Source organism: Saccharopolyspora halophila (assembly GCF_039531955.1).
Lineage (GTDB): Bacteria > Actinomycetota > Actinomycetes > Mycobacteriales > Pseudonocardiaceae > Saccharopolyspora > Saccharopolyspora halophila.
This window is the reverse complement of sequence record NZ_BAAARA010000001.1, coordinates 113,029-127,595: the sequence shown is the minus strand read 5'-3', so window position 1 is coordinate 127,595 and position 14,567 is coordinate 113,029. Positions and strand designations below refer to the sequence as shown.

General features: G+C 68.5%; 17 protein-coding genes and 4 tRNA genes. 4 read left to right on the top strand and 17 right to left on the bottom strand.

The annotated features are described in order from the left end of the window. Positions 1-11 precede the first annotated feature (11 nt). From ABD289_RS00690 to rplJ, 4 genes are all read right to left on the bottom strand, one after another. Positions 12-800 (bottom strand): MlaE family ABC transporter permease, encoded by a 789-nt coding sequence (locus ABD289_RS00690; RefSeq protein WP_344125289.1) that lies wholly within the window; start codon positions 798-800, stop codon positions 12-14. Continuing rightward, positions 797-2,092 carry an ATP-binding cassette domain-containing protein gene (locus ABD289_RS00685; protein WP_344125287.1) on the bottom strand — a complete coding sequence of 432 codons (1,296 nt, stop codon included), beginning with the start codon at positions 2,090-2,092 and terminating at the stop codon, positions 797-799. Before ABD289_RS00685 ends, ABD289_RS00690 begins: the two co-directional genes overlap by 4 nt. A gap of 268 nt (positions 2,093-2,360) precedes the next feature. Beyond that, on the bottom strand, positions 2,361-2,750 hold the full coding sequence (gene rplL / locus ABD289_RS00680; RefSeq protein WP_344125284.1) for a 50S ribosomal protein L7/L12: 390 nt from the start codon (positions 2,748-2,750) through the stop codon (positions 2,361-2,363). 123 nt (positions 2,751-2,873) lie between these two features. Beyond that, positions 2,874-3,392 (bottom strand): 50S ribosomal protein L10, encoded by a 519-nt coding sequence (rplJ, locus tag ABD289_RS00675; protein WP_344125282.1) that lies wholly within the window; start codon positions 3,390-3,392, stop codon positions 2,874-2,876. Between the two features lie 327 nt (positions 3,393-3,719). Between rplJ and ABD289_RS00670 the strand changes: the two genes are divergently transcribed. Continuing rightward, on the top strand, positions 3,720-4,499 hold the full coding sequence (locus tag ABD289_RS00670; protein ID WP_344125280.1) for a hypothetical protein: 780 nt from the start codon (positions 3,720-3,722) through the stop codon (positions 4,497-4,499). Positions 4,500-4,574: 75 nt separating this feature from the next. Here ABD289_RS00670 and rplA read toward each other — a convergent pair whose 3' ends face one another. The 12 genes from rplA to ABD289_RS00610 form a co-directional block, all read right to left on the bottom strand. Then, the gene (gene rplA, locus ABD289_RS00665; protein WP_344125278.1) at positions 4,575-5,279 is read right to left on the bottom strand and encodes a 50S ribosomal protein L1; all 705 of its coding nucleotides are present in this window, start codon (positions 5,277-5,279) and stop codon (positions 4,575-4,577) included. A 91-nt stretch (positions 5,280-5,370) separates the two neighbouring features. Next, positions 5,371-5,805, bottom strand: coding sequence for a 50S ribosomal protein L11 (gene rplK / locus ABD289_RS00660; RefSeq protein WP_344125276.1), 435 nt, complete (start codon positions 5,803-5,805; stop codon positions 5,371-5,373). 160 nt (positions 5,806-5,965) lie between these two features. Beyond that, positions 5,966-6,829, bottom strand: a complete 864-nt coding sequence (gene nusG, locus ABD289_RS00655; protein ID WP_344125274.1) for a transcription termination/antitermination protein NusG — start codon at positions 6,827-6,829, stop codon at positions 5,966-5,968. A 77-nt stretch (positions 6,830-6,906) separates the two neighbouring features. After that, positions 6,907-7,302: a preprotein translocase subunit SecE gene (secE, locus tag ABD289_RS00650; RefSeq protein WP_344125271.1), complete on the bottom strand. Its 396-nt coding sequence runs from the start codon at positions 7,300-7,302 to the stop codon at positions 6,907-6,909. A 31-nt stretch (positions 7,303-7,333) separates the two neighbouring features. Further along, positions 7,334-7,406: transfer RNA gene (locus ABD289_RS00645), tRNA-Trp, on the bottom strand. A gap of 338 nt (positions 7,407-7,744) precedes the next feature. Continuing rightward, the gene (locus ABD289_RS00640) at positions 7,745-8,170 is read right to left on the bottom strand and encodes a MaoC family dehydratase (RefSeq protein ID WP_344125269.1); all 426 of its coding nucleotides are present in this window, start codon (positions 8,168-8,170) and stop codon (positions 7,745-7,747) included. Continuing rightward, a complete protein-coding gene (locus tag ABD289_RS00635) occupies positions 8,167-8,616 on the bottom strand; it encodes an FAS1-like dehydratase domain-containing protein (RefSeq protein ID WP_344125267.1) in 450 nt (149 codons plus the stop codon). Before ABD289_RS00635 ends, ABD289_RS00640 begins: the two co-directional genes overlap by 4 nt. 133 nt (positions 8,617-8,749) lie before the next feature. Beyond that, positions 8,750-8,914 carry a 50S ribosomal protein L33 gene (rpmG, locus tag ABD289_RS00630; protein ID WP_344125264.1) on the bottom strand — a complete coding sequence of 55 codons (165 nt, stop codon included), beginning with the start codon at positions 8,912-8,914 and terminating at the stop codon, positions 8,750-8,752. Between the two features lie 65 nt (positions 8,915-8,979). Beyond that, positions 8,980-9,055 (bottom strand) — tRNA-Met (locus ABD289_RS00625). A 105-nt stretch (positions 9,056-9,160) separates the two neighbouring features. After that, positions 9,161-9,233: transfer RNA gene (locus tag ABD289_RS00620), tRNA-Thr, on the bottom strand. A 138-nt stretch (positions 9,234-9,371) separates the two neighbouring features. Beyond that, entirely contained in the window at positions 9,372-11,993 is a 2,622-nt protein-coding gene (locus ABD289_RS00615) for a putative bifunctional diguanylate cyclase/phosphodiesterase (RefSeq protein ID WP_344125262.1), read from the bottom strand. Between the two features lie 316 nt (positions 11,994-12,309). Next, positions 12,310-13,281: an alpha/beta hydrolase gene (locus ABD289_RS00610; protein WP_344125260.1), complete on the bottom strand. Its 972-nt coding sequence runs from the start codon at positions 13,279-13,281 to the stop codon at positions 12,310-12,312. 28 nt (positions 13,282-13,309) lie between these two features. Here ABD289_RS00610 and ABD289_RS00605 point away from each other — a divergent pair, with 28 nt between their 5' ends. Next, a complete protein-coding gene (locus ABD289_RS00605) occupies positions 13,310-13,732 on the top strand; it encodes a TIGR03668 family PPOX class F420-dependent oxidoreductase (protein ID WP_344125258.1) in 423 nt (140 codons plus the stop codon). A gap of 11 nt (positions 13,733-13,743) precedes the next feature. Here the strand turns inward: ABD289_RS00605 and ABD289_RS00600 are convergent, their stop codons facing one another. Next, positions 13,744-14,001, bottom strand: coding sequence for a DUF6191 domain-containing protein (locus ABD289_RS00600; protein ID WP_344125256.1), 258 nt, complete (start codon positions 13,999-14,001; stop codon positions 13,744-13,746). Between the two features lie 81 nt (positions 14,002-14,082). On the opposite strand from ABD289_RS00600, the gene ABD289_RS00595 reads away from it, so the two are divergent. Further along, on the top strand, positions 14,083-14,391 hold the full coding sequence (locus tag ABD289_RS00595; RefSeq protein WP_344125254.1) for a hypothetical protein: 309 nt from the start codon (positions 14,083-14,085) through the stop codon (positions 14,389-14,391). A 75-nt stretch (positions 14,392-14,466) separates the two neighbouring features. Then, positions 14,467-14,548: transfer RNA gene (locus tag ABD289_RS00590), tRNA-Tyr, on the top strand. Positions 14,549-14,567: the final 19 nt, after the last annotated feature.

The window sequence follows — 14,567 nt, the reverse complement described above, 5'->3', positions numbered from 1 at the left end:
CCCGGTGCCCGTCACATTCCCTTTGGCGGCACCAGCTGCAGGTACAGCGTGGTGAGGATGAAGTTCACCGCGAACAGCAGCAGGAAGGTGATCACCACCGACTGGTTCACGGCATCCCCGACGCCTTTCGGCCCGGGAGGCGGGTTCAGGCCCCGGTAGGCGGCCACCACGCCGGCCAGGAAGCCGAAGATCAACGCCTTGAGCTCACTGATCCACAGATCGGGAAGCTGGGCCAGCGCGTTGAAACTGGCCATGTACGCACCGGGCGTACCGCCCTGCATGATCACGTTGAAGGTGTAGCCACCCATCACGCCGACCACGCTGACCATGGCGTTGAGCAGCACCGCGACCAGCATCGCGGCCAGCACCCGCGGCACGACGAGGCGCTGGATCGGCGAAACGCCCAGCACCTCCATCGCGTCGATCTCGTCGCGGATCTTGCGCGAGCCCAGGTCGGCGCAGATCGCCGAACCGCCGGCACCTGCGATCAGCAGCGCCGTCACGATCGGGCTGGCCTGCTGGATGATCGCCAGCACGCTGGCCGCACCGGTGAACGACTGCGCGCCGATCTGCCTGGTCAGCGAACCCAGCTGGAGCGCGATGACCGCGCCGAAGGGAATCGAGACCAGAGCCGTCGGCAGGATCGTGACGCTGGCGACGAACCAGCACTGCTGGATGAACTCGCGGATCTGGAACGGACGCGACGGGAACGCCCGCACGATGTCCATGCCCAGCGCGAAAAGGCGGCCCGTCTCTCGCAGGCCGCCCGCGCCGGGAAACTGCGTCCGACTGGTGCTCACTGCTCACCCCGCTTGCGGCCGAACCAGCGCCGCTTCGGCTCGCCCGAAGAGTCCTCCTCGGGCTGCAGACCTCCCGGCCAGGCCGGTTCCTCCTGCTGCTGACCGCGCGGGTACGGCGTCGGCCGCTGCTGCGGCGACGAGTTGCCCTGCCGCGGCGCAGCGGGCTGGTTCGACGGCTGCGGAGCGCCCTGCGAGGGCTGACCCTGCGAGGGCTGCGGGCGCGGCGGCTGTGCCTGCGGAGGCCCCTGCGGAGGCTGGGGCTGCGGCGGCTGGGGCGGAGCACCTTCCGGCCAGCCGCCCGTTGCCGGGCGCTTGTAGCCGTAGAGCGCCAGCTCCTCCGAGGACAGGCTCTTGAGGATCTCCTCCTGCGCCGTGGGCGTCAGGGTGCGCAGCTGGCTGAGCACCCGGTCCTTGCGGCGGCGCACGGCGGAACGCTCGGGCAGCCCCGGGCTGACCGGCAGCTGCTCCATCATCGGCGGCACCTCGGCCCGGCCGTTCTTGGCCAGCTCCGCCTCGACCAGCGCGGTGTCCTTCTCCTCGGTCATACCGATCGGACCGTCCGGGCGGCCGTTGAGGAACTGCACGACCGCCTGCTCCTCGGAGGTCAGCAGCACCTCGCGCGGACCGAACATCACCAGGTTGCGCCGGTAGAGCATGCCGATGTTGTCCGGCACCGTCCGCGCGGTGTTGATGTCGTGGGTGACGATCAGGAAGGTCGCATCGGTCTGCGCGTTCAGGTCGACGATCAGCTGGTTCTGCACCGCGGTGCGCACCGGGTCCAGACCGGAGTCCGGCTCGTCGAACAGCAGAATTTCGGGATCGAGAACCAGCGCGCGCGCCAAACCCGCGCGCTTGCGCATACCGCCGGAAATCTCGCCGGGAAGCTTGTCCTCGGCGCCGATGAGCCCGACCATCTCCATCTTCTCGTTCACCACGTCCCGAACCTGCGATTCGGTCTTGCGAGTGTGCTCGCGAAGCGGGAACGCGATGTTGTCGAAGAGGTTCATCGAACCGAACAGCGCGCCGTCCTGGAACAGCACGCCGAAGAGCTTGCGGACCTCGTAAAGATCACTTTCGGAGCAGGTGACGATGTCAGTCCCGTTGATCTCGACCTTGCCCTGCTCCGGCTTCAGCAGACCGACCAATGACTTCAGGAACACCGACTTACCGGTGCCAGAAGGGCCGAGCAGGACGCTGATCTCACCCGTGGGCAGCGTCAGCGACACATCTCGCCAGATGGTCTGCGCGCCGAAGGACTTCGAGAGCCCGTCGACAACCACCTCGACGCCCATCCTCGAACCTCCGCGTCTTCGCGATTTGAACCGAACCAGGGTTACCCCGGAATAGCACCCTTACATATGTGACGCGATTAACGAAGGTTGGTGGCGTCACACCTGTGCAACGAGTGCGCCGCCACATGGTTACTCGCCAGTTCACCGAAAATCCAGCCCGCCGCGCAGATGTCCGAAAAAGCAAGTTCCGATCCCACAATGCAAAAGAGAACGGGCACCCGCAGTTGCTGCGAGTGCCCGTTCTCTTACAGACCGTGAGTCGACTGGCTCACTTAATGGAGATGGAAGCGCCGGCGGCCTCCAGCTTCTCCTTGGCGTCGTCGGCCTTCTCCTTGTCGACCTTCTCCAGGATCGGCTTGCCGGTCTCCTCGACCAGCTCCTTGGCCTCCTTCAGGCCCAGACCGGAGACGACCTCGCGGACGACCTTAATGACCTGGATCTTCTTGTCGCCGGCGCCCTCGAGGATGACGTCGAACTCGTCCTGCTCCTCGGCTTCCTCGGCCTCGCCACCACCGGCGGCCGGGGCGGCGGCAACCGCGGCCGGGGCGGCGGCGGTGACGTCGAAGGTCTCCTCGAACTGCTTCACGAACTCCGACAGCTCCAGGAGGGTCATCTCCTTGAAGACGTCCAGCAGCTCGTCGTTGCTCATCTTCGCCATGGGAGGCGTCCTTTCTGATCAAGACCGGGGCACCGTCGGCGTCCCGGACGGGATTTGAAGCAAGTGAGATTTCCGGGTCTGAAGCGGCCCGGCGAGCGCCGGGACCGGGACCGACTCGGAGTCCTACTCGTTGCCCTTCTTCTCCTTCAGGGCATCGGTCATCCGAGCCACCTGGGACGCCGGTGCTGCGAACAGCGCGGCGGTCTGGCTCATCTTGGCCTTCATGGCGCCGGCCAGCTTCGAAAGCGTGACCTCGCGGGAGTCCAGGTCGGCGATGCTCTCGACCTCGGACGTGGACAGCGGGCGGCCGTCCATGTACCCGCCCTTGACGACGAGCGCCTTGTTGTCCTTGGCGAACTGCTTGATCGCCTTGGCCGCGTCGACCGGCTCGCCCTCGACGAAGGCGATCGCGGTCGGACCGACGAACAGGTCGTCGAGCCCCTCGACGCCCGACTGCTCGGCGGCACGCTTGACCAGCGTGTTCTTCGCGACACGGTACTTAACGTTGGGCCCGAGCGAGCGCCGCAGCTCAGAGATCTGAGCCATCGACAATCCGCGGTACTCGGTCACGACGGCAGCGCTGGAGTTGTTGAACGCCTGCGCGATCTCGTCGACTGCCTCGACCTTTTCGGACTTCGCCATGTCGCCTCCTCTCTGTGTCCGACTGTGGTGACCCATCCAGTCAGTCGGTCCTGAGACGACAAAACGCCCCGGCGCAGGGCAGCACGGGGCGTGAAAGATCATGAGCGCGCACGGAGACGCGCATCTCGCATAGCCTCGTCCCTCCTGCGCGGGCCGCCCGCATCTCACGGGACCTTAGTTCCCCGGGAAACCCGGAGAAGACCAGCGGTCTTGGGTGGAACCTCGAACAGCATAGCCGACCCGGCGCGGGCCCTTCACCTGGGGGGGTTGGACGCGCCACCGGCGCGGGTGGTGACCGCGCGAGCGCGTACCGGCATGATGGTCGGCGTGGGTGATCAGCAGCAGCCGCGCGAGGATTCCGAACCGCCCGAGGTCATCGAGGGCGAGGCCGTGGAGGTCGAGCCGGGCAAAGAGGTGGCCCGGGGAGGCGACGGGGCGTCGCAGTCCGCGCGGCCGTCGACCGGGCAGGGCGGCACCGACGATCGCGAGTACCAGGAGTTCCTGGAGTTCAAGAGGTTCAAGGAATGGCAGGCCGCGCAGGGTGGCGGCACCGCCGCGGGCGCGCCGCGCCCCTGGTGGAAGAAGGCGCTCGGGCTGCTGCGCTACAAGGCGATCCGCCGGGTGCTCTACCTGCTCATCGCCCTGCTGCTGCTCAACTGGGCCTACAACCACTACTTCGGCTCCAGCGATCGGGCCGACGAGGCCAACCCGGTGCAGGCACACCGGGATCACCTGCACACCAACCCGATCCGGCAGACCAAGCCGATGAACGCCGTGCGCACGGTCTACGACGCGCTGGCCACCGAACCGGACAAGGTCTGCCAGAAGTTCACCCCGGAGGGCAGGCAGGGCTTCGCCCGCGGCAACCAGGCCCCGGACTGCCCGGCCGCGGTCGCCGCGATCACGGCGCAGATCACCGAGCCGATGCAGTTCAAGAACCCGAACTTCGCGGGCGCGGCCCTGGAGCCGGCGCAGCAGGACGATGTGACCATTCGCGCCTGCGACACGCAGGTCACCGGCGGCCCGAACCTCGGTGACTTCAGGCTGCACCGCCAGCCCACCGGCGGCTGGGTGATCGTCTCGCTCTCCGCGCCCGCCCCCTGCTGATCGGGCCGCTGCCGAGCAAAGAACCGCTCCCCGGAAGTCGGATTTCCGGGGAGCGGTTCTCGCTTGCGCCTGCGATCAGGCCGTGGGGACCTTCGTGATGGTCGGGTCCACCTGGATGCCCGGACCCATCGTCGTGGTGAAGGTGACCTTCTTCAGGTACTTGCCCTTCGAGGCGGACGGCTTGGCACGCAGGACCTCGTCCAGCGCGGCCGCGTAGTTCTCCGCGAGCTTGGCGGCGTCGAAGGACACCTTGCCGATGATGAAGTGCAGGTTGGCCTGCTTGTCCACGCGGAAGTTGATCTTACCGCCCTTGATGTCCGCGATCGCCTTGGTGACGTTCGGGGTGACGGTGCCGGTCTTCGGGTTCGGCATCAGGCCGCGGGGGCCGAGAACCCGGGCGATCTTACCGACCTTGGCCATCTGGTCCGGGGTGGCGATAGCCGCGTCGAAATCGAGCCAGCCGCCCTGAATGCGCTCGATCAGCTCGTCCGAACCAACCGCGTCCGCGCCGGCGGCCTCGGCCTCAGCGGCCTTGTCGCCGGTGGCGAACACGATGACGCGGGCAGTCTTACCAGTGCCGTGCGGCAGGTTCACGGTGCCGCGGACCATCTGGTCTGCCTTGCGGGGGTCGACACCCAGCCGCAGGGCCACCTCAACGGTGGCGTCGTAGTTGACCTTGGCGGTCTTCTGCGCCAGCTCGACCGCTTCGACCGGCGTGTAGATCCGGTTCCGGTCGACCAGCTCGGCCGCCTGCTCGTATGCCTTGCTGCGCTTAGCCATTGCTGTCCCTTACGAATGTGGATCAGTTGTGGTTGGTCGGGCTGCGCTCAAGCCCTCCCACAGCCTCTCGCCGGTTCGCCCGGCGGACGGCTCAGTCCTCGACGGTCAAGCCCATCGACCGGGCGGTACCGGCGATGATCTTCGCGGCCTGGTCGATGTCGCCGGCGTTGAGGTCCGTCATCTTGGACTCGGCGATCTCCTTGACCTGGTCCATGGAGACCTTGCCGACCTTGGTCTTGTGCGGCTCGCCGGAGCCCTTCTGCACGCCTGCGGCCTTGAGCAGCAGCTTCGCGGCCGGCGGGGTCTTCAGCTTGAAGTCGAAGGACCGGTCCTCGAAAACCGAGATCTCGACCGGCACGACGTTGCCACGCTGGTTCTCCGTGGCCGCGTTGTAGGCCTTGCAGAACTCCATGATGTTGACGCCGTGCTGACCAAGCGCCGGACCGACCGGCGGCGCCGGGTTGGCTTGACCGGCCTGGATCTGCAGCTTGATGATCCCTGCCAGCTTCTTCTTCTTGGGCGGCATGTTTGCTTCCTGTGTCTTCGCTATCCGATTGCTCGGCGCCGCCCGGGTCGGGCGACACCGATTTCGGCGGTACCACGAGACGGTGGCATCGCCCGCTGCTGCGCGAGGTTCCTGCCAGACCCACGCGCAGCCCTCCGCGCTCCCGCGGGCGGGAGCGCGGTCAGAGCTTGGAGACCTGGTCGAACGACAGCTCGACCGGAGTCTCACGGCCGAAGATCGACACCAGCACCTTGAGCTTCTGGGCGTCGGCGTTGACCTCGTTGATGGTGGCGGGCAGCGTCGCGAACGGACCGTCCATCACGGTGACGGACTCGCCGACCTCGAAGTCGACCTCCACCGAAGACTTCGCGGCGGCCGGAGCAGCCGCTGCGGCCTTCTTGCCGGTCTCGGCCTTCTTCTCCTCGACCTGGGGCGCGAGGAACTTCAGCACATCGTTGATGGTCAGCGGCGAAGGCTTGGACGTGGCACCCACGAAGCCGGTGACACCCGGCGTGTTGCGCACCGCGCTCCAAGAAGCGTCGTTGAGCTCCATCCGGACGAGGATGTAGCCGGGCAGCACCTTGCGCTGCACCATCTTACGCTGGCCGTTCTTGATCTCGGTGACCTCTTCGGTCGGAACCTCGACCTGGAAGATGAAGTCCTCGACGTCCAGCGTCTGCGCGCGGGTCTCGAGGTTGGTCTTCACCTTGTTCTCGTAGCCGGCGTAGGAGTGGATGACGTACCAGTCGCCGGGCGCGCGCCGCAGCGCCGTGCGGAGCTCCTCGACCGGGTCGACCTCGGCTTCCTCGGTCTCGCCGGTGGAGTCCTCGGCGGAGTCGTCGGCACCGGCGGACTCGTCCCCGGTGGTCTCGTCGTTCGACTCGGTTTCAGCGGTTTCGGCCTCGGTGTCCTCACCTGCAGCGCCCGAGGAATCGACTTCGTCGACTGCGTCGACCGAGTCAGCGGTCGCCTCGGCTTCGGCAGCCTCGGGCTGCTCCTGCTCTTCGGTGAGGCCGGTGGATTCCTGGCCCTCGGGGGAGGTCACAGTCGGACTCGCTTCCTCTCGTGCGTTGCGTGCCGGGTCGTGCAGTTCGCCGCCGGCACCTAGGTGGGGCCGGAAGTTCAGCCGGAGCCGAACAGCCAGGCCACACCCTTCGCGAAGAGCACGTCCACGCCGGCCACGAACGCCACCATGATGCTGACGAAGACGAGCACCACGAGGGTGTAGGTCGCGAGGTTCTTGCGCGTCGGCCAGATGACCTTGCGAAGTTCTGCGACGACCTCACGCAGGAAGCGTCCGACCTTGCGGAACGGCGAAACCCGACCCTGCCGGCCATCCCGGGACGGGGTCGGCCGACCTTTCGACTCAGTTGTGCGCGTCGAGCCGGAACCCGACTCCTCCGAGCGTGCCTTACGCCCGCTCGAACGGGCGGAGGCGCGGCGCTCGCGTCGCGCCGCAGCGCTGGACGGGCGACCTTCGTCCTGCCCGTCGCGACCCTGCTCGCGGTCCTCGCTCACGCCCAATCCTCCGCTCACCGTCGCATTGACGCAGGGGTGACAGGACTCGAACCTGCAACCTGCGGTTTTGGAGACCGCTGCTCTGCCAATTGAGCTACACCCCTCTGCGGCCCATGGAGCCTGACCGCAAACTCAGGACACCCGGAACCAGCCCTGGAACCTGAGCTCCAAGGTGTTCGGGCATCCCAGGTTCGAAAGTGTACGGCACGCCGCCGCGCCACTTCCAACGGCACCCCCCGCGATCGCGTCGCGAAGAACTCCATCGCAGGTCGCACCGCTTTCACCGGCGCGTCGAGCGCCGAAGAACTCCCCGTTTCCCCGGCCGGATCACCGTCCCACCGGGAAAACGGCAAGAAACGACCCGTCCAAGATCACCCGACCGGTCGATCAGGCCCGCCGGATCCGCCCGGCGGCACGCGCCCGACGACCACCGCGAGGGCGCTCACTCGGGCAGCCGCACGGTCGCCGCCGCACCGCCGAGGACGCCCTGCTCGGCGCTCTTGGCGGTGATGGCGACCTTCACCGTGCCGTCCTCGTTGATCTTGGCCACCTTGCCGGCGAGTTCCACCGCGGCGCCCGCGCCGTCGTCCGGGACCACGACCGGCCGGGTGAAGCGCACCCCGTACCGCACGATGGCGCCCGGATCGCCCGTCCAGTTGCTCACCAGACGCCCCGCGACGGCCATGGTGAGCATGCCGTGCGCGATCACGTCCGGCAGGCCCACCTCGGTGGCGAAGCGCTCGTTCCAGTGGATCGGGTTGAAGTCGCCGGAGGCCCCCGCGTACCGGACCAGGTCGGCCCGCTGGATCGGCACGCTCAGCGGCGGCAGCTCGTCGCCGACCGAGACCTCGGACAGCCGTGGGCTCATGCTTCCTCCCCCCTGACGACCAGCGTCGAGGTGGCCGTGCACACGGCCTCGCCCTCGGCGGTGGCGATCTCGGCGCGGACGGTCAGGAAGTCGTTGCCCGCCCTGGTCTTGATGTCGTCCACGTGCGCGACGGTGGCCAGCCGGTCCCCGGCGCGGATCGGCCGGTGGTGCACGAACTCCTGCGAGCCGTGCACGACGCGGCTGTAGTCGAGCCCCAGCTCCGGGTCGCCGACGATCTGGTCCTGCGCGGCCATCGCCAGGATCACCGCGAAGGTGGGCGGCGCGATCACGTCCGGGTATCCGGCGGCCTTGGCGGCATCGACGTCGCGGTGCAGCGGCGAGTCGTCGGCGATCGCCTCGGCGAACTCCCGGATCTTCTCCCTGCCGACCTCGTAGGGGTCGGTCGGCGGGTACTCACGTCCAATGAATGACTGGTCAAGCGGCACGGGAAGAAGGGTACCCGCAAGGGCTCCCCGCGTTCGGCACGAGCTCACCGCCCGCAGCGGGCGGGTCCGCACAGCAAAGACCCGCCCCCTGCGAGCAGGGAGCGGGTCCTTCGCGTCTGTACGACCGCTGGCCTCAGCGGGTCTCCTTGTGGACCTTGTGCGTGCCGCAGTTCATGCAGAACTTCTTCATCGCCAAGCGGTCCGGGTTGTTACGCCGGTTCTTGTTGGTGATGTAGTTACGGTTCTTGCACTCCTCGCACGCCAGCGTGATCTTGGGGCGAACATCGGTGGCTGCCACGGAGATGCCTTTCTCTCTCGGTCGTCTACGAATGGTTCGCTGGAGATTCCGCGCGAACCCGTGACTGGTAGCGGTGGCCGGACTTGAACCGACGACACAGCGATTATGAGCCGCTTGCTCTACCGACTGAGCTACACCGCCATGCTGAGCCCTGCCGTACGAGCACCAGGGGTCTCAAGCGACGCGGGATATCCCACGCAAAACAGCCACGGTACCCAGTTTACCGAGCACCGCAGCTGTCTTTCGAGCCCCAATACGGAATCGAACCGTAGACCTTCGCCTTACCATGGCGACGCTCTACCGACTGAGCTATTGGGGCGTGCCCTCTCTTGCGGAGCGATTAGAACTTTACACACCTTCCGGGGGGCCTCGAACAGGGGGGTCCCCATCCGGTGGAACCGCAGGTCAACCTCGCTCTTCGAGGGCCGACGGCCACCCCTGGGGCCGAAAAGCGGCCTCAGTGCAGGAGTGTGAGCACGGTCTCGCTCCGGGCGTCGATCTCGCGCTTGGTCCGCGCCTCCAGCCACGCCTCGAAGCGCTCCTCCGGCAGCGGGCGGGAGAGCAGGTAGCCCTGAGCCACGTCGCACCCCATGCCGACCAGCTGGTCCCGCGAGATGTCGTCCTCGACGCCCTCGGCCACCACCGCGAGGTCCAGCGAGTGGCCCAGCTCGACGATGGTGCGCACCACGGCCAGGTCCGAGAGATCGGTTCCCATGCCGAGCACGAAGCTCTTGTCGATCTTGACCTCGTCCACCGGCAGGTGCCGCAGGTAGGCCAGCGACGAGTACCCGGTGCCGAAGTCGTCCACCGCCAGCACCACGCCCATCGTGTGCAGCCTGCGCAGCACCGGCAACGACCGCTCGCGGTCGGCCATCACGCTGGACTCGGTCAGCTCCAGGGTGAGCAGCTCGGGCGGGATGTCGTGGCGCTGCAGCGCATCGGCGACGCGGTCCGGGAACGACTCGTCGGCGAGGTTGCGCACCGACAGGTTCACCGCCACCGACATCCGCATCCCGCGATCGAGCCAATCCCGGATCTTGATCAGCGCGCACTCCAGGACGAAGGCGGTGAGCGCGTCGACCAGCCCGGTCGCCTCGACCACGGGGATGAACTCGTCGGGATCCAGCCGCCCGTACTCAGGATGCCACCAGCGCACCAGCGCCTCCGCGCCGACGACCTGCCTGCCGGGCAGGGCGACCTTGGGCTGGTAGTGCACCTCGATCTGACCGGAGTCGATGGCGTGCCGGAACTGGGTGACCAGCTGGAAGCGGCGCAGGAACACCTGGCCCATGGCGGGCGCGTAGCAGCGGACCCCGTCCTCGCCGTTGCGCGCCGCGCGCACCGCCACGTCGGAGTGCTGCAGCAGCGTGTCGACGTCGGTCTCGGCCTCGCCATCGGCCGGGGCCGAGGAGGCGTAGCCGGCCACCGCGGTGGCCTCGACCACGATCCGGTCCAGCGGGTAGGGCTTCGCGATCATCTCGCGCAGGTGCTGCGCGACCTCGTGGGCCTGCTCCTCGGTGTGGTCCAGCAGCAGGACGGCGAAGGAATTGGCCTCCAAGCGGGCGAGCGGCGCGCCGTCGAGCGCCTCGCGCATCCGCTGGCCCGCGGCCACGACCATCCGGTCGCCCCAGGTGTAGCCCAGCGCCTCGCTGACCGTGGTGAGCACATCGAGGTCGATGCGCAGCACCACCGCGGTGCGCCCCCGCCGGAGCTCCTCGCCGCCCATCTCGCGGAAACCGGTGCGGTTGAGCAGTCCGGTGAGCGGATCGTGGTAGGCGTCGTGGCGCAGCCGGGCCAGCAGCCTGCGGTTGTCCATCGCGGTCGCCAGGTGGCTGGCCAGGGTGTGCAGCAACCGCACATCGGCGCGACCGAAACCGCGCCAGCGGCTGACCCGGTCGTGCACCTCCACCGCGCCGAGGAGCGTGCTCGCGCCGCGCAATGGCACCACCAGCGCCTCGTAGGCACCGCGCTGGCGCAGCGCACGACGCACCTCCTCGGGCGCCTCCAGGCTGCGGAAGGAGCGGACGTGACTGCCCGGCAGCTGCAGCAGCGGGTCGTCGCGCAGCGCCGACGGCGCGGCCCGCACGGCCGGGTCCAGCATCGGCTCCCCGGCGACCAGGGTGATCACCTCGCCGCCCGGGTCCAGGCGCAGGCGCAGCACGACGCGCGTGGCGTTGAGCTGCTCCTGGATGCGCTCGGCCACCGGCTCCCACTCCGCGAGGGACACGACGTGCTCCGGCCCGGCCGGATCCGGCGTGCCCTGCCCGGAACGGGCGACGCTGAGGCTGACGTCGCTGAGCGCCTCCAGATCGCGCTGCTCGCGCATCAGGTCGGAGTAGGCGCGGTAGAGGCCGACCACGGCGACGGCGACCAGGGCGACCAGCAGCCAGCCCCACGGGGTGCCGATCGCGACCTCGTAGCCGATCAGCCCGACCGAGGTGTTGAGCAGGCCCACGGCCAGGGTGCGCGCGGCCAGCCTGGCACCGGCGGCGACCTTCATCGCACCGCCCAGCACGGTCAGCGCGGCGAGGGCGAAGCCGCAGCTGATCAGCGGTGAGGTCAGCGTGCCGATCACCGGCCCGAACCAGTCCGGGGCGACCGCGTGGAAGGCCTGATTGACCATCCCGGCGACCGCGAACGGAACGGCGATCTCCAGGCACAGCACGCCCGCGTTGTAGACGACGTGGGTGGCCGCGCGCCTGCCGATCTGAGCGCCGAGCCCCGCGAGCAGGTTCGCCGCGAGCACCACCTCGAACGGCGCGGTGAGCAGCCCGAGCAGCAGCGGGATCTCGGTGAACGAGATCGTCCAGCCGACCCGCTTCACGTCCACGTCGATGGTCAGCTGCTCGGCCAGCAGGAAGCCGATGACCAGCAGCGGGCCGATGAACAGGAGATTGGAGTCGTAGCGGAACGGCAGCGCGTTGGACGCGATGACCGAAACGAGGACGCCGGCGGCCAGGGTGGCCAACGAGAAGAAGGTGAACATCCGCCGTCGGTCGGGATCGACCTCCGCGCGAACCGGCGGCCTGGTCGGCTCCAGACCGGAATGCGGGCCTAGGGAGCGATGGCGCTCGATCATCCACGCTCCTCCCCGCGAGGCGATACGGGCGTACCACACATGTCCGTCCGCCGATCGTGACGCACGCGGCCTCGGAAGACCAGAGGACAAAACCCGCCTTCCTGTGCTGGGGACGCGCTCAGCGTTCCCGCCCGTTCGGCGACGAGCCCCAGGTCGAACCACTTCAGCACATGCCTGACCTGGGAAGAACGCGAGAGTGATGCTGAGCCAAACATTTTCTTGTGCTAATCACAGGCGCTGTCGAGAAGTGTGAGGATGGCCGCAACAACGAAATCGGCCAGTCACGGAAGGTGTCCGCACTAGCCACAACGTGTCATCACTGGATGTCGAACTCGTCCAGAAAATCACGTACCGCACGGTCCAGGTCGGCGAGCCCGGACTCCTCGACCGGCAGGTGCCCGGCCCCGCGCAGGCTCGCGCGCCGGGTGGGCGAACCGATCCGGCCGAAGAAGTCCTCGGACAGCTTCTGCGGGGTCCAGCGGTCCTCGTCGGGGTGCGCCAGCAGCAGCGGGCTCGCGAACCGCTCCGGCTCGATCGCGGGCGCGGCCTCCAGGCAGCTGCGGGCGAAGCCCAGCGACAACCAGCCACCACCGGCGAGCCGGTCGGCCCACACCAGGTTCGCGAACTGCGCGTGGTTGGACACCGCGGCGATGTTGACCAGCCAGTGCACCGGCACCCGCGACAGCGACGCAGGTCCCCTGGCGAGCGAGAGCACCCGCGCCAAGCGCGCCATCTCCGGACGAGCGGCGAGCGTCCTGCGCACCTCGTCCCGGCTCGGATCCACCAGGCAGGTGGCGACCACCCCGGCGACCTCGGCCCGCGCCGCGACGTCGTAGGCCAGCCTGCCGCCGGTGCTGAACCCGAGCAGCACGATCGGCCGCCGGTCGCGCGCCCGCTCGTAGCGCACGAGGTCGCGCACGCAACGCACCCAGTCCTGGTAGGAACCGCCGAGCAGCCCGTTGCCGGAGAGCCCGAAGCCGGGCAGATCGGGTGCGATGAACTCCAGATCGGCGAGCGCGGGCAGCTTCCCGTAGGGCGCCAGCATCCGGCCGTAGGTGCCCACCCCGTGCAGCGCGATCACCTTCGCGGGCGCGTCCGGCCGGAGAACGCGGTCGACGTGCACCACCGAACCGTGCCACCGCCACCACTGCTCCGTCGGAGCGTTGCCCGCCCTCACCCGCAGCGCCCCGGGGAAGAAGTCCTGGTAGCGCTGCCAGTGGTGCTGCTCGCGGTAGCCGGGACCGACGTCGATGTCCGACCCTGGGGGCGATGGGGCGTTCGAAGCCACACCTCGAACATACGGAGTCGACCGGGCGATGCGCATCAGCCAACAGCAGGCACGGGCCCGCTTCGCCGACGCCCGCACGGCCCATCTGGCCACCGCGGACGCCGACGCGGTGCCGCATCTCGTCCCGGTGGTATTCGCCACGATCGGCGACCGGATCGCCACGGCCATCGACTGGAAGCCCAAGTCGAGCACCCGGCTCAAGCGACTGCGCAACATCGAGTCCAACCCGCAGGTCGCTCTGCTGGTCGACCACTACGAGGAGGACTGGAGCGGCCTCTGGTGGGCCAGGGCCGACGGCACCGCCGAGATCCACGCCCCGGAGGATCAGCCGGAGCTGCTGTCCGCCCTGATCGCGAAGTACCCGCAGTACCAGCGCGAACCCCCGACCGGAGAACTCGTCGTCGTGCGGGTCGTGCGCTGGTCGGGCTGGCAGGGCGGCGGTTCCCGGTAGAACCGCCCGCGTCACTCACCGCGCCGGTTCAGGCGCACCGTCGCCGAGTCGAGGTCGAGCGGCCCGCTACCGGTCTCGTGGTCGTCCTCCCTGGTCACCGCGACGTAGGCGAGCTGCTCGAGCTGGTGCTTGGCCCCCGGGTTGAACAGCCCGTCGACACCCAGCGCGACCTCGCCGACCGCGCGGCGCTGCTCGGGCTCTGGCTGGGAGGCATCCGCCTCCCGCCTCTCCCGCCGCCGCTGCGCGCGGCCCGCCCGATCGATGGCCATGTGTCCAGATTATCCCGCCACACCCCGGCCGGGCCCGGCCATCGGCGAGAACCCGACACCTCGAGCAGTAGGTTGAGGGGCGTGGAAGACCCGTACTACGTCCAGATCGCGACATCCGACCTAGCGGAGCTGGCCCGCGCCCTGGAGATCCTCGACGAGCACGCGGACCTCAACCACCGCTACCGCAAGATGCTCGACGAGTCCCGCCAGATGCTTTCCGCCGACGAGGTCCGCCTCACCCAGGCACGCGGCCTCGCCAAGCGGCTCATGGTGCTGCTCAAGGCAGCGGGCCAGGAGTTCCCGGACGCCCTGAACGGGGAACTCCGCACCGCCCTCGACGCCGCACGCGACCGCGCCGATTCCCTGGTCTTCCACCCAGAAGAAGGATGAGTCCCACCCCCTTCGCAGCACCCCCGCGGGCGGTATGTATTCTTTTTCCCGCAAGCCAGCCAGGCTGGCGCGCACGCCGGGTTGCCCGAGCGGCCAAAGGGAGCTGACTGTAAATCAGCCGGCATTGCCTTCAGAGGTTCGAATCCTCTACCCGGCACACTGCGAAAACGTCCCCC

Coding starts and splice junctions, on each gene's coding strand:
- rplK (WP_344125276.1), bottom strand. CDS start 5,805: ATGCCGCCCAAGAAGAAGAAGCTGGCAGGGATCATCAAGCTGCAGATC.
- rplA (WP_344125278.1), bottom strand. CDS start 5,279: ATGGCTAAGCGCAGCAAGGCATACGAGCAGGCGGCCGAGCTGGTCGAC.
- ABD289_RS00600 (WP_344125256.1), bottom strand. CDS start 14,001: ATGGCCATCGATCGGGCGGGCCGCGCGCAGCGGCGGCGGGAGAGGCGG.
- ABD289_RS00615 (WP_344125262.1), bottom strand. CDS start 11,993: ATGATCGAGCGCCATCGCTCCCTAGGCCCGCATTCCGGTCTGGAGCCG.
- ABD289_RS00685 (WP_344125287.1), bottom strand. CDS start 2,092: ATGGGCGTCGAGGTGGTTGTCGACGGGCTCTCGAAGTCCTTCGGCGCG.
- rplL (WP_344125284.1), bottom strand. CDS start 2,750: ATGGCGAAGATGAGCAACGACGAGCTGCTGGACGTCTTCAAGGAGATG.
- rplJ (WP_344125282.1), bottom strand. CDS start 3,392: ATGGCGAAGTCCGAAAAGGTCGAGGCAGTCGACGAGATCGCGCAGGCG.
- ABD289_RS00605 (WP_344125258.1), top strand. CDS start 13,310: ATGCGCATCAGCCAACAGCAGGCACGGGCCCGCTTCGCCGACGCCCGC.
- ABD289_RS00640 (WP_344125269.1), bottom strand. CDS start 8,170: ATGAGCCCACGGCTGTCCGAGGTCTCGGTCGGCGACGAGCTGCCGCCG.